Origin of the sequence: Comamonas sp. A7-5 (genome assembly GCF_039581385.1) — a bacterium.
Classification (GTDB): Bacteria; Pseudomonadota; Gammaproteobacteria; order Burkholderiales; family Burkholderiaceae_C; genus Comamonas; species Comamonas thiooxydans.
In genome coordinates this window covers 87,741-101,111 of the sequence record NZ_JBCPWO010000008.1, presented here as the reverse complement: position 1 = coordinate 101,111, position 13,371 = coordinate 87,741, and the positions used below count along the sequence as shown (strand labels likewise).

The following is a 13,371-nucleotide window of genomic DNA, read 5'->3' as shown; positions in this document are numbered from 1 at the left end:
TACAGGGTTTGACCGGCTGCGGAAAGCGCCGGCCAAGGCAGAGCACCTAGTTCTGGCGCAGCCTGTCCACTTCGGTGTGCAAGTCCTTGGCCCAGGCGCGGCGGTCGCGCCCTTGTGCGCTCTGCGCCTCGCCATAGTGCACCACTGCAATCAGTTGCTCCGAACAAAGCACGCGCCAGATGGAGCCAAGCAAGGTCTCGTCCCCTACATAGGTTGCGGCATAGCTGGTGCTGCCTGTCTTGCCATCGACAAAGCGCAGCCCCACGGGCTGTACCGGTGCATCGCATTGCACGGCGGCTTCGAGCAGATTGGAGTGAAACGAGAGCAGGCTGCGTCCATCGCCCGTCGTCCCTTCAGGAAAGACGGCAAGGATTTCGCCGCGCTTGAAGGCCTCTTCCATGGCTCCCACCATGCGCACCGCATCGCGGCGCGAGCTGCGCTGGATGTAGAGCGTGCCTGCAGCCGTCGCCAGCGTGCCGATGATGGGCCAGCCCTTGACGTCGGATTTGGAGATGAAGCGGCAATGGCGCGCCGCATGGAGCAGCGGAATATCGAGCCAGGAGATATGGTTGCTGACCATAAGTACCGGCCCCTGGGCCGGTGGCTGCCCCTTGACCTGCAGTTGCACCCCGGCCCGCAGCAGCAGCGTTGCAGCCCAGGCCTGCACATGTTCGTGCTGCTGCAGGTAGTGCAGCTGCGGAAAGCGAAACGCCACGATCCAGGCGCCCTTGGCCACATGGGCCAGCAGACGCAGTCCGCGCCATACCGCACGCGAGCCGGTTTTGATTTTGTGCAAGCCGTTTGCCATGATTCTCAAACAGTGTAGCGGCTCGTTGTGACTCAGTTGCTGCAACTTGAAACCGGCAAGCGCCTAAGACTGGCGCAATGCAAAGTCAGAGGCACCGAGGAAGCGCCGCCGCGCACCGAGGGTGTCGTCCCCCTCCCGATGCAACGCATCGAGAGAGGGGGAAGCGGCAAAGCCGCTCAGGGGGAGCTCATCGTTGATAAGCGACAGCGCCGTCAACGATAGTCGTTACCACGCGCGCAGGCAGTTCGTAACCGTTGAATGGCGTGCTCTTGCCCTGGCTTTGAAGCGTCTTGGGATCGACCGTCCACTCCGCCTCGGGGTCGACGATGCACAGATCTGCCACACCGCCCACCTTGAGCTGCCCCAGCAGGGACTGCTGCTCGCCCAGGGCGCTACCCAACACGGCAACGGGTGCCGAAGTCACGACAGCCAGTGCGCGGTTCAGCGGCACCTTGTAGTCGCGGCTCCACTTCACGGCAATCGACAGCAGCAGCTCCACGCCGGTCGCACCGGGTTCGGCTTCGGCAAAAGGCAGCACCTTGGCGTCTTCGTCCACCGGGCAGTGGTCGGAAACCAGCGCATCGATGGTGCCGTCAGCCAGCGCGGCAGACAGCGCATCGCGGTCGCGCTGCTGACGCAGCACGGGCACCACACGGGCACTGCTGTCGAAGTAGCCGATGTCGTTCTCGGTCAGCAGCAGCGAGTTGATGGACACGTCGGCCGTCACGTTCAGGCCCTCGGCCTTGGCTCGGCGCACCAGCTCCACGCCGGCGGCGCTGGAGATGCGGCACAGGTGAACCCGGGTCTGCGAGCCACGGATCAGCTCGAAGATGGTGTGCAGCGCAATCGTCTCTGCCGCCACGGACACCCCGGCCAGACCCATGCGGGTGGCCAGCGCGCCGCTGGCGGCCACGCCCCTGCCCAGATCCTTGTCCTGCGGGCGCAGCCACACGGCATAGCCAAAGGTGTTGGCGTAGCTCAGCGCACGGCTCAGCGTGGTGATGCTGGACAGCGGCACATCCGCCTGGCCGAAGGCCACGCAGCCGGACTCGGTCAGCTCGGCCATCTCGGTCAGCGTTTCACCCTTGAGTCCCACGGTCAGCGCGCCCATGGGGAACAGACGCGACTTGTGCTGCTTCTCGGCACGGAACTTGAGCATTTCCAACAGGCCCTGCTCGTCGAGCACGGGCTCGGTATCGGGCGGGCAGACCAGGCTGGTCACGCCACCGGCCACGGCAGCCGCCATCTCGGACTGCAGCATGCCTTCATGCTCGTGACCGGGCTCGCGCAGGCGCACGGCCAGGTCCACCAGACCGGGCAGCACCCACTGGCCGGAGGCGTCGATTTCACGCTCGGCCACAAAACCTTCGGGCACCGTGCCGATCGCGGCGATCACGCTGCCATCGATGGCGATATCGGCCTGCTGGTCAAAACCTCGTACCGGGTCCATCACCCGGCCATTGCGAATCAAAATCTTCATGGTTTGGCACCAAATTGGCTTCCAGCCCTTGCCACACAAGCGCTAGCAGCTATAAAAATATCTCTAAAAACCGTCACCACCAGCAACTGCAGTTTGCTTCGTCAACTTTCGCAAGGGACACCAAGCTAGGGCCGCCCCGACGCGAGGGTGTCGTCCCCCTCCCGCATCGCGAGAGAGGGGGAAGCCGCGCAGTGGCTCAGGGGGTGTTCAAGCCTCATTACCCGCGACGATCGACATGACAGCCATGCGCACGGCGATACCGAAGGTCACCTGAGACAGGATCACGGCCTGCGGGCCGTCCACCACGGCGGAGTCGATCTCCACGCCGCGGTTGATGGGGCCGGGGTGCATGACGATGGCATCGGGCTTGGCCAGCTCCAGGCGCTTTTCGGTCAGACCGAAGCTCTTGAAGTATTCCTGGCTCGAAGGCAGCAGCGCGCCACTCATGCGCTCGTTCTGCAGACGCAGCATGATGATGACGTCGCAGTCCTTGATGCCTTCCTCCAGATAGTGGAAGACGCGCACACCCATGCTGGCCATGTCCGAGGGCACCAGGGTACGCGGGCCGACCACGCGCACCTCGGCAGCGCCGAGTGTGGTCAGGGCGTGGATGTCCGAGCGCGCCACGCGCGAGTGCAGCACGTCGCCCACGATGGCCACGCGCAGATTGGAGAAATCCTGCTTGTAGTGGCGGATGGTGTACATGTCCAGCAGACCCTGGGTGGGGTGGGCATGGCGGCCGTCGCCGGCATTGACCACATGCACATGGGGCGCCACATGTTTGGCGATCAGATAGGGAGCGCCCGACTCGCTGTGGCGCACGACAAAGATGTCGGCCGCCATGGCCGAGAGGTTGTCGATGGTGTCCAGCAGGGTCTCGCCCTTGCTGGCCGAGCTGCGCGCGATGTCCAGGTTGAAGACGTCGGCCGACAGGCGCTTGGCCGCAATCTCGAAGGTGGTGCGGGTGCGCGTGCTGTTCTCGAAGAACAGATTGAACACGCTCTTGCCGCGCAGCAGAGGCACCTTCTTGACTTCACGGTCGTTGACGCTGACGAAGTTGCTGGCCGTGTCGAGAATCTGGGTCAGGATGTCCTTGGACAGGCCTTCGGTGGAGAGCAGGTGGATCAGCTCGCCGTTCTTGTTGAGTTGGGGGTTGCGCTTGTACAGCACGATCAGGCCTCTTGAATGCGGAAGTGGAAAACACCGCTCTCGTCGCGCGCCAGCGCCAGGGAACGGTCGGCCGGCAGCGCCACGCGCGCTGCGGCAAAGTCGGCCTGGATGGGCAGCTCGCGCCCTCCCCGGTCCACCAGAACGGCCAGTCGCACGCTGGCGGGGCGGCCGTAGTCATAGAGTTCGTTGAGCACGGCACGCACGGTGCGGCCGGTGTAGAGCACATCGTCGAGCACCAGCACATCGGCGCCGTTCACATCGAAGGCGATCTGGGTCTGGGCGCTGGAAGCCATGCCGCGCTGGGCAAAATCGTCGCGGTGCAGCGAGGAAGACAGCACGCTGGGCTTGCCCTTGAGGTTCAGATCCTTGTGCAGGCGCTCGACCAGCCAGGCGCCGCCCGAGGTGATGCCCGCCAGACGGGTATTGGGGCCCATGATGCGCTGCACGCCGCGCAGCAGCTCGCTATACAGGGCTTCGGCGTCCAGGATCAGGCTGCCTTGTCCCGGCTGGTTTCCTGCAATGGTTTCACTCATGGGAGACTCCTCAAAAACTGTTCAAGAATGATGCAGGCCGAAGCCGCGTCGGCGTCGCGTGCGCCACCCGCCAGGGCTTCGGTCGTGCTATAGCGTTCGTCCACCTCGTACACCGGCAGCTTGAAGCGACTTCTGAGCTGGCGGCCGAATTTCAGGGCCCGGGCCGTGTTCTCGTGTGCCGCACCATCGGGGTGGTAGGGCACGCCTATCACCAGGGCATTGGGCTGCCACTCGCGGATCAGCTTTTCCACCGCGGCCAGGCGTGCATCCGCCGCTTCGGCCTTGATGGTGGGCAGCGGGTTGGCGCCGCCCAGCACGCGGTTGCCCGAGGCGCAGCCCGTGCGCTTGATGCCGAAGTCAAAGCCCAGGAACTGCTGGAAATGGGCCGGCACCTCGGGCTTTTGCGGTGCGGGCGCCGATGCAGGCCTGGCAGCCGCATTTTCGGCCGAGGAAAAAGTCGAGGAAAAGGCCGCATCGGCGGCCTTGTTGGAAGAGGAAATATCGTTCATGCGCGACCCGACTCTGGGGACAACATCCAGCGCTGCAAACCCAGCAGGCCCAGAGCGCGGTCATAGCGCTCATCCACCGGGGTGCTGAAGATCACCTCGGGGTCGGCTTCCACGGTCAGCCAGGCGTTTTCGCCAATTTCGGATTCGAGCTGGCCTTCATCCCAGGAGGAATAGCCCAGCGTGACCAGCACGCGCTTGGGACCGGCACCGTCAGACAGGGCTTCGAGCACATCCTTGGACGTGGTCATCTCCAGACCGCCTGGAATGGTCATGGTCGAGGCATAGGCCGATTCGTTCTCGGGTGCGCCTTCGATGACCATGGGCTCATGCAGCACAAAGCCGCGATCGGTCTGCACCGGGCCACCGGTAAAGACCTGCTGGTCGCGCAAATCATCGCGCTTGAGACCCAAATCCACTTTTTGCAGCAGGCCTTGCAGGCTGAGCTTGGAGGGCTTGTTGATAATCAGACCGAGCGCGCCACGCTCGCTATGCTCGCACAGGTAGACAACGCTGCGCGAAAACGACTCATCTTCCAGGCCGGGCATGGCAATCAGGAAGTGGTGCGTCAAGTTGATAGGCGCAGATTCTGCAGACATGCAGCGATTTTACTGGCGATCCATGACTCCTTCTTACCCTGTGGGCTTGATCTGGCTGCGGCGCGACCTGCGTCTGGCCGATAACGCGGCCCTTTATCATGCATTGCAGCAATGTGAAAAGCTGTATTGCGTCTTTGTCTTCGACGACAGCATTCTTGCCGCCCTGCCCCGCGCCGACCGCCGCGTGGAGTTCATCTGCCAGAGTCTGACCGAGCTGGCTGCCGCCCTGCGCGAGACCGCAGGACGCCCGCAGACAGGGCTGATCACGCGGCGCGGCCTGCCCCAGGACCTCATCCCTGCCCTGGCCCGGCAGCTGGGCGCGGGCGCCGTCTTCTGCAACGACGACGACGAACCTGCGGCCATCGCCCGCGACGCGCAGGTGGGGCGCAGCCTCAAGACCCAGGGGCAGTTGCTGCTGCGCTTCAAGGACCACCGCATCTTTGCGCGCGACGAGGTACTGACCCAGAGCCTGTCGCCGTTTTCGGTCTTCACGCCCTACAAGAACGCCTGGCTGCGAAAGATCACACCGTTCTATCTCTCGGCCTACCCCAGCGAGCGCGATCTCGCTGCCAAGCTGGCTGATCTGCCGGACACCGAGCGCCGCCCGATTCCCACGGCCGCCGAGTTGGGCTTTGCCCCGGACACGCTGGCCGGCCTGCGCCTGCCCACCGGCGTCAGCGGCGCGCGCCAGCTGCTGGCCGATTTTCTGCCGCGCCTGCCGCAGTACAAGACGGCACGCGACTTCCCGGCCCTCAAGGGGCCCAGCTATCTCAGCGTCCATCTGCGCTTCGGCACCGTGTCGATACGCGAGCTGGCCCGCCTCGCCCATGAGGCGGCCCACAACGAGGACTGGTCTGCCGCTGCACGCGAAGGGGCGGCCACCTGGCTCAGCGAGCTGATCTGGCGCGACTTCTACTTCCAGATCCTGGCCCACCAGCCTTATGTGGTGGAGCGCAGCTTCAAGCCGGCGTATGACGCCATCGAATGGGAGACGGGAGCCGAGGCCGACACCCTCTTCGCCGCCTGGTGCGAAGGCCGCACCGGCTACCCGCTGGTCGATGCCGCCATGCGCCAGCTCAATACCAGCGGCTATATGCACAACCGGCTGCGCATGGTCACGGCCAGCTTTCTGGTCAAGGACCTGGGTCTGGACTGGCGCCGGGGCGAAGCCTATTTCGCCGAAAAGCTCAATGACTTCGATCTGGCGGCCAATAACGGCGGCTGGCAATGGGCGGCCTCCACGGGCTGCGATGCCCAGCCCTGGTTCCGCATCTTCAACCCGGTGACCCAGAGCGAGAAGTTCGATCCGGACGGCAAGTTCATCGTGCGCTACGTCCCCGAGCTGACGCCCTTGCCGGCCAAACTGCGGCATGCCCCCTGGCTGGCCAAGCCGCTGGAACTGGCCGAAGCAGGCATCACACTGGGGCGCGACTATCCCCTGCCCGTCGTGGATCATGCCGCGGCCCGGGAGAAAACCCTGGCGCGCTACGGAATCCTCAAGAAAGAAGCTTGAGCTTTCCTGGCTCCTGACCCTGTGGAGGTCCATATCCCCGTGTGCCCGGCTGCCAACCGTCCAATAGGCTGCCACTCAAAAAAAGAAGCGGCTTGCGTACGTTCTTCATGCATTTCAGATCAATATCAGTCTGAAATGCAATCCAGATCGGCGCAAGCCGCTTTGTTATAAGGAGCAAACCTTATTCGACAGCCACTCCCGGCTCCTCGGCCGCAAGCCCGTTGAGCGGGCTGCGCTCAGGCGCGGGGCCGCTGCGCTGCAAAGCGTAATGCTGGATCAGCCCCAGCAGTTCCTCATCGGAATAAGGCTTGCCCAGATAGTGATTGGCTCCCAGGTCGCGGGCCATTTCGCGATGCTTCTGGGCAATGCGCGAAGTGATCATGACCACCGGCATGCCTTCGAGCGTCTGATCGGCGCGGATATTGCGCAACAGATCAAAGCCGTCCATGCGCGGCATTTCGATGTCCGACAGCACCAGGGTCGGGCGCTCGTCCTGCAGACGCTCCATGGCTTGCAGCCCGTCAGCGGCCAGCGTGACGCGGTAGCCTTCGCGCTGCAGCAGACGCTGGGTGACGCGTCGCACGGTGATGGAGTCATCCACCACCAGCACCAGCGGCACCGTGGTCTGCGAAGCTTCGGCGCCCAGCAGATCGGCACCGCCTGAATGAGCCTGCAGTTCGCCATCGGCTGCGGCCTGCTCGGCCCTGGCCAGCATGGCACGCACCTGCTCGCCATGGACGTTGGCCAGCGCCACCGGGTTGTAGATCTGCACCACGGCCCCCGAGGGCAGCACGGACATGCCGGTAAGGCCTGGCAGACGCGACAACTGCGGGCCCAGGTTCTTGATCACCACTTCCTGGTTGCCCAGCACTTCGTCCACATGCAGCGCCACACGCTGCGAGGCACTGCGCACAATCACCACGGGGCGCGTGCGACCGAGGTTTTCTTCGCTGCGCAGCGAGGTTTGCCACAGCGCGCCGGCCCAATAGAAAGGCATGACTTCGCTGCCGTCCTGGAACTCCTGCTTGCGGTAGCTCTCCTCCAGCACATCGACGGGCACGCGACGCACGATTTCCACCAGGTTGGCGGGCACGCCCATGGACACGGCGCCCATGCGCAGCATCACCACCTGGGTCACGGCCGTGGTCAACGGCACAACCAGACGGAAGGCGCTACCGCGGCCTGGCTCGGTATGGGTTTCGATACGACCGCCCAGGGCGTTGACTTCGGAACGCACCACATCCATGCCGATGCCGCGGCCGGCAACACCTGTCACCTCGGCGGCCGTGCTGAAGCCCGGCTCGAAGATCAGGCGCCCCGCGTCTTCCAGCGTCATATGACGCTCGTCGGTCCACAGCTTGAGGCTGATGGCCTTGGCGCGAATCCGTTCCAGGTTCAGACCGGCCCCGTCGTCTTCCACGGACAGCGCCACGTCGTTGCGCTCCTGACTCAGCACGATCTCGATGGTGCCGACAGCCGGCTTGCCCAGCTCCTGGCGCCGCTCGGGCGACTCGATGCCGTGAGCCACACAGTTGCGCAGCAGATGCTCGAAGGCCGGCATCATGCGCTCCAGCATGCCGCGGTCCATTTCGATGGTGCCGCCCAGGATGTTCAGGCGCACCTGCTTGCCCATTTCCTTGGACGTCTGGCGCACCACGGCGTACAGACGCTCGGCAAAGGAGTCGAACTCCACCATGCGCGTGCGCAGCAGATCTCGCTGCAGATCACGTGCCTGCCGGCCCTGGGCCACCAGATCGTCTTCGGCAGCGGCCAGATCCCGCTGCAGATTGCGCTGCACGGTGGCCACGTCGTTGACCGATTCGGCCATCATGCGCGTGAGTTCCTGCACGCGGGTGAAGCGGTCGAACTCCAGCGGATCGAAACCGGCTGCCGTGTCCTTGGACAGGGCCAGGCGCGACTGCATCTGACTTTCGGCCTGCACCTCGATGTCGCGCAGCTGCATGCGCAGGCGCTCCAGGTTGCCCGTCAAATCATTGAGCGCCGAACGCGCCTGCGACAGCCGCGCATCGACACGCGAGCGGGCAATCAGCACTTCACCGGTCTGGGAAATCAAGCGGTCCAGCAGCTGCGCCCGCACACGCACGGTCTGCTGCGACGCAGGACGCGGCACCACCGGCGCCGGCAGCTCAATGGCCTGCTCAAAATCTGCGGCAGTCTTCTCTCCGGCTGGAGCATCCGCTGCTTGCTCTACAGCAGACTCCGCCGCACTCAGATGCAGAGGCGCCTGAGCAAGAAGATCGTCCAGTTGAGCCAGCGGCTGCTCGGGCTCCTGCTCACCAGCCATGCGCAGCACATCGAAGCTGGCTTGCAAAGCGTCAAAGCTGCTCAGCAGCGGCTCGATCGCTTCGGCTGCGGGACGCTCCTGGTCAATACGCTCCACCGCCGACTCCAGGCGGTGGGCCATCTCGCCCATGCGCATGGCACCCGCCAGGCGGGCACTGCCCTTGATAGTGTGCAAAGCGCGCAGGGCTTCGTTGCGAGCCTCATCCAGCGTCGGGCGCCCATGCCAGCGGCGCAGTGCAGCACCGAGCTTGGGCAGCAGGTCGATGGCCTCTTCCTCGAAAATGGGAAACAGGTCGGCATCGACCTGATCGAGCACATCGATATCGTCTTCGTCGTCACCGGCATGCACCGCCAGCGCGATGGCTTCATCGATGCGGCGCTGCAGTTCGGCCTCATGCTCCACGCTGCCTGCGGCAGGCACCATGGAATACGGTGCCTGATCTGCGGCTTTTACCACGGCATCCAGCAACGGGTCGGCTGCCGATGCTCCCGCGTCTTCTTCGGCCACATCCTTGAGTCCATCACCCGCAAGCTCGGGCAAGGCCCCATCCTGCGAAAGCTCGGCAGCAAAGTCCAGCGGCAAGTCCTTGGGATCTGCAGGCGGCTGCAGCGCCTGCACCTCGGGCCACTCGGCCTCATCCAGCTCTGCCAGATCGGACAACTCAAGATCGGCAGTTTCAGCTGCTGCACCGGCATCGATCGGAGTATTCAGGATTTCACGCAGCGCGTCTTCGACAGCGGGTAAAGCGTCCTTGAGGAAGCCTGCCGCAAACTGATGCAGCAAGCGGCGCACTTCATCGGATGCGGTCACGCATTGCTGAATCTGCAGCGCGCCGGCATAGCCCTGAGGCTGCAGATGCAGCAGTGCATGCTCGAGCAAACGCGCCAGCTCCGACAAGGCCTTGAAGCCCACAGTGCCGGAGCTGCCTGCCAGGGAATGCGCCAGCGCGATCGCGTCGTCGGGAATGACGGCAGCCGGCTCTTGCGACCACTGCTGCAACACCTCACCCAGTCGCTCTGACCACTCGTCTGCTTCGTTGAGATAGACGTTGTACAGCGCTGCGCTGATGCGCAGCCCGTCTATATTGCGATAGCCGTCGTCCGGCTCACCTGTCTGTTCGGTCTGTTCGAGCACCGGCTCAATCGCCGAGACTTCGGGCTCTTCGGCCATGACTGGCTCGGGCACGCCATCCAGCAAGGCTTCAATGGCCTCCAGCTCGATCGCAGCCTCTGCAGACGGCAGCTCGAGCGCCATCTCCACAGCGGCCGGCACCCCGGTAGCTGCGTCCATGGCGGGGGGCTCCACGGCAGTCTGCATGTCTATGGCAGCCTGCTCGCTTTCACGCATGGCCGCTTCGAAGGCGGCAAAATCCAGCTCCTGCACCTCTTCTGCCGCAGTGATTTCCTGCAGCGAAGGCTGAACCTCCCCGGCGCCCTCTTCTATCCACTCGGGCTCTGCCGCCGATTCCAGAGCTGGCAGCGCGGACACGTCAAGCGCATCGGTCGCTTGAAGCTGATGCAGCAGGTCGTCTGGAATATCCAGTTCCGGCAAGGCAAAGTCGGCTGCTGCCGCCTCCAGCTCAGCCACCGGCTCCTGATCTGGCTGCGCAGACAGCTCTTCTTGCGGGAACTCCAGCTCCGGCATCGCAAATACGGGCTCTGCGGCCACGGTCTGTGGCTCCAGTGGCCACTGCAGCTCGGCGATCGGCTCGGGCGCTACAGGCAGCTCCAGCACGGGGGCATCCGCGGCGGCTGCCGCCTCGGCCGACTCCAGGCCCTGGGCGCGCTCGCCGCGACGCGGAACCAGGGCCACCTCGGCACGCTCGCCCTGCAGACGCATGGCGTCTGCAGCGGCACGGAAGGCCGTGGCCGACCAGTTCTGCGCCTGCTGGTTTTCGATATCCTGTGCCCAGACGGCAAAGGCCTTCAATGCATCCTGAGCCAGCTGCTGCATGGCCTGCGGCATGGGCCGCTGCTCTGCCAGCCATGCATTGAGCATCTGCTCCATGGCCCAGCCGGCTTCACCAAACTCATCCAGCCCCACCATGCGCGAGCTGCCTTTGAGCGTGTGGAACGCACGGCGCAGCGTGGTCTGCTCGCTCAGATTGCCGGGCTCGTCCGCCAAAGCCTTGAGGGCCTGCAAGCCGTTATCCACGACTTCGCGGGCTTCTTCCAGGAAGATGGACAGAAGCTCATCGTCGCCGTCCAGATCTACAGTGTTCAGTTCGGCTGCCGGCACCGTAGCAGCCGCAGGCACGCCCGCAGGAGCTGCGACTGCCGCAGCCAGATCCCGAGCGACATCCGCCTCGTCAGTTGCCTGCTTGCCCGACTGCATGCCCGCAAACACCTGAGCCATGGCATCGGCCAGGGCATCGGAGCCAACGCCGACCGACTCTGCCACGGCTGGTGCGGGTGCTGCCTCAAACTCGGGCAAGGCACCTGGCTCGGTCACTGCCCACGGCGGGGTGTCCTCGTCCTCGATGTGCCTGACTTGCAGCTGCTCTGGCTGCGCCACAGCAACGGGAACTGGTCTCACTTCGACAGGCGGTGGCGGTGCGGCGACCGAGGGCTCCACTGCCGACGCAGCAATCACGGCAGCCGACGCGACCGGAGTCTGTCCAGAAGACGGTACGCCATCCATGGGAATATCCACGGTGGGACGGAAGGCTTCGGGGCCGCGACTGCGGCTATGACCCATGACGATGCGCAGTTCGTCCTTTTCCTCGTCATAGACGAACAGCTTGCGCGCCATATTGCGCTGGTAGCTGAGCATGTCGATGAGAAATCCCATGGCGCCGAGACTGCTGCCCAGCTTCTCGAAGATGCGAGGCTGATTCTCGACCGTCACCTCACCGAGCATCAGGTGCTCGACGGTGTCACGCATGCGCTGCATGGCGGTCGCAGCCTGCTCGAATCCCAGCACCGACAGCACACCACGCATTTGCGCCATCTGGCCCGGTACCGAGGCCAGCACCGAGGTGTCCGCGGGATTGCGAAAGAACAGATCCAGCTGCTTCTCTGCCTCGCCAAGGGTGATGCGCAGCTCGCCAACGACCGAGCCCATGGTCTGCTGGTCGCTGGCCTGACGGTAGAGCTCCTCCATCCAGATTTCCAGCGGCTCGGACTGCGCGCCATGCAAAGCCGCATCCAGACGCTGGACCAGCACGCTGGACTGGGCTGCCTGTATTTCGTCGTCATGCCCGGCCGTCATGAAGCTGGCCTGCAGATACAGCACCGCGGTCGCCACCTCCATGGCCAGCTCGGCCGGTGGTGGCTCGCCGATGCGCTCCACCGTCTCCGCCACACGAATCAGCGCGCGCGCCAGCCCGTGGCTGACAGGCTGCAGCTTGACCAGCGACTCCGACACCAGCCCGAACTGCTCGGCCATGGATCTGATCTTGCTGCGGTCGCCGCCGGCTACCGCTGACCAGGTCTCGGCGGCGGCCGCAATGCGCTTGCGCGCCTGCACCAGCACCGAGGGATCGAAGCGGCCATAGCGCGCCACGTGGTAGTCCACCACCGGCATCTGCTCCATGGCATAGGCCTCGTGTACGGCCTTGAGGCTGTCGCCGGCCTGCTCGCGGGGCCTGGCCTGCGCGCAAAAGAACATCAGGTCCTGCAGCAGGCGTGCGGGTGGCAGGCTGTCGCCCTTGGCCATGCTGGCGTACTGCATGAGCACGCGCGAAGCCATGCGCTTGACGTAGATATCGGCAGTGATGAGTCCACGTGCCAGGCCGTCGAAGAAGGCCGCAGCAATCTTCCAGAAACTGCGCGCCGCCACATCTTCGGACTGAGCTGCCGCAAAGCGCCGGCAAAGCTCGCACATCTGGGCTGCCGCCTCGCGGTCGTCGCTCTTGACCATGCGCAGCACCACACCGTCCAGCATGGCACGTGCATGTGGACCATAGGCCAGCGGCTCCGGCATGGTCCCGGTCCAGCGGGGCTCGCGTGCACGGCGCTCGGCAGGCCATAGGTCAGCCGGGTGGGCCTTGTCATTGCCGGCCAGCACCTGGGTCTCACGGTACTGAGGGAATAGGGCTACGGCCGAGACCTGCTGACCGGCCAGAACGGCCTCCAGGAATTCCATCAGCGCAAAGTGCGTGCGCTCCAGCGTGGTCGCGGCTTCCTGCGTGCAGTATTCGGGACGCTGTACAAAGCGGTTGACCGCAGCTTCCATGCTGCGCAGCACCTGAGCCGGGGCGGTGACCCCCACCATCTCCAGAGCGCCGCAGGCCTGATGCAGCTGCTGGCGTGCAATGCGCAGTGCAGATGTATCCAACTCCTCTAGATCAGACAAACGGGCTGCATCCGCATCGCGCATGAAACGGCTCACAGCCTTGGTCGCTGCCTCCAGCGACTTGCGCACTTCATCGAGCACCCAGGCCAGCGGGCCCAGATCCTGCTCTGCAGTTGCAGACATGGCTGTACGTATTGGCGAGTCGTCAACCACTGACATGC

The 13,371-nt window shown here is 64.5% G+C and carries 8 protein-coding genes; 1 reads left to right on the top strand and 7 read right to left on the bottom strand.

Annotated elements, in window-relative coordinates:
- Positions 1 to 46: 46 nt before the first annotated feature.
- The 6 genes from AAIL67_RS15650 to AAIL67_RS15625 all read right to left on the bottom strand — a co-directional run bounded on the left by AAIL67_RS15650 (position 47) and on the right by AAIL67_RS15625 (position 5,096).
- A complete protein-coding gene (locus AAIL67_RS15650; protein ID WP_045838636.1) occupies positions 47 to 808 on the bottom strand; it encodes a lysophospholipid acyltransferase family protein in 762 nt (253 codons plus the stop codon).
- 187 nt (positions 809 to 995) lie between these two features.
- Entirely contained in the window at positions 996 to 2,288 is a 1,293-nt protein-coding gene (locus AAIL67_RS15645) for a dihydroorotase (RefSeq protein WP_343484347.1), read from the bottom strand.
- 207 nt (positions 2,289 to 2,495) lie between these two features.
- The gene (locus AAIL67_RS15640) at positions 2,496 to 3,458 is read right to left on the bottom strand and encodes an aspartate carbamoyltransferase catalytic subunit (protein ID WP_343484346.1); all 963 of its coding nucleotides are present in this window, start codon (positions 3,456 to 3,458) and stop codon (positions 2,496 to 2,498) included.
- A 2-nt stretch (positions 3,459 to 3,460) separates the two neighbouring features.
- Positions 3,461 to 3,991, bottom strand: coding sequence for a bifunctional pyr operon transcriptional regulator/uracil phosphoribosyltransferase PyrR (pyrR, locus tag AAIL67_RS15635; RefSeq protein ID WP_003051528.1), 531 nt, complete (start codon positions 3,989 to 3,991; stop codon positions 3,461 to 3,463).
- A complete protein-coding gene (ruvX, locus tag AAIL67_RS15630; RefSeq protein ID WP_343484345.1) occupies positions 3,988 to 4,500 on the bottom strand; it encodes a Holliday junction resolvase RuvX in 513 nt (170 codons plus the stop codon). Before ruvX ends, pyrR begins: the two co-directional genes overlap by 4 nt.
- Positions 4,497 to 5,096: a YqgE/AlgH family protein gene (locus AAIL67_RS15625; RefSeq protein ID WP_003051525.1), complete on the bottom strand. Its 600-nt coding sequence runs from the start codon at positions 5,094 to 5,096 to the stop codon at positions 4,497 to 4,499. The genes ruvX and AAIL67_RS15625 overlap by 4 nt, the downstream gene beginning before the upstream one ends.
- A gap of 22 nt (positions 5,097 to 5,118) precedes the next feature.
- On the opposite strand from AAIL67_RS15625, the gene AAIL67_RS15620 reads away from it, so the two are divergent.
- On the top strand, positions 5,119 to 6,609 hold the full coding sequence (locus AAIL67_RS15620) for a deoxyribodipyrimidine photo-lyase (protein ID WP_343484344.1): 1,491 nt from the start codon (positions 5,119 to 5,121) through the stop codon (positions 6,607 to 6,609).
- 181 nt (positions 6,610 to 6,790) lie between these two features.
- On the opposite strand, the gene AAIL67_RS15615 is transcribed toward AAIL67_RS15620, so the two are convergent.
- Positions 6,791 to 13,369 (bottom strand): Hpt domain-containing protein, encoded by a 6,579-nt coding sequence (locus tag AAIL67_RS15615; RefSeq protein ID WP_063664756.1) that lies wholly within the window; start codon positions 13,367 to 13,369, stop codon positions 6,791 to 6,793.
- Positions 13,370 to 13,371 lie beyond the last annotated feature (2 nt).

What these genes read in the sequence shown, in the direction of transcription:
- AAIL67_RS15650 (WP_045838636.1), bottom strand. Translation starts at nt 808, where the DNA reads ATGGCAAACGGCTTGCACAAAATCAAAACCGGCTCGCGTGCGGTATGG.
- AAIL67_RS15645 (WP_343484347.1), bottom strand. Translation starts at nt 2,288, where the DNA reads ATGAAGATTTTGATTCGCAATGGCCGGGTGATGGACCCGGTACGAGGT.
- pyrR (WP_003051528.1), bottom strand. Translation starts at nt 3,991, where the DNA reads ATGAGTGAAACCATTGCAGGAAACCAGCCGGGACAAGGCAGCCTGATC.
- ruvX (WP_343484345.1), bottom strand. Translation starts at nt 4,500, where the DNA reads ATGAACGATATTTCCTCTTCCAACAAGGCCGCCGATGCGGCCTTTTCC.
- AAIL67_RS15625 (WP_003051525.1), bottom strand. Translation starts at nt 5,096, where the DNA reads ATGTCTGCAGAATCTGCGCCTATCAACTTGACGCACCACTTCCTGATT.
- AAIL67_RS15620 (WP_343484344.1), top strand. Translation starts at nt 5,119, where the DNA reads ATGACTCCTTCTTACCCTGTGGGCTTGATCTGGCTGCGGCGCGACCTG.
- AAIL67_RS15615 (WP_063664756.1), bottom strand. Translation starts at nt 13,369, where the DNA reads ATGTCAGTGGTTGACGACTCGCCAATACGTACAGCCATGTCTGCAACT.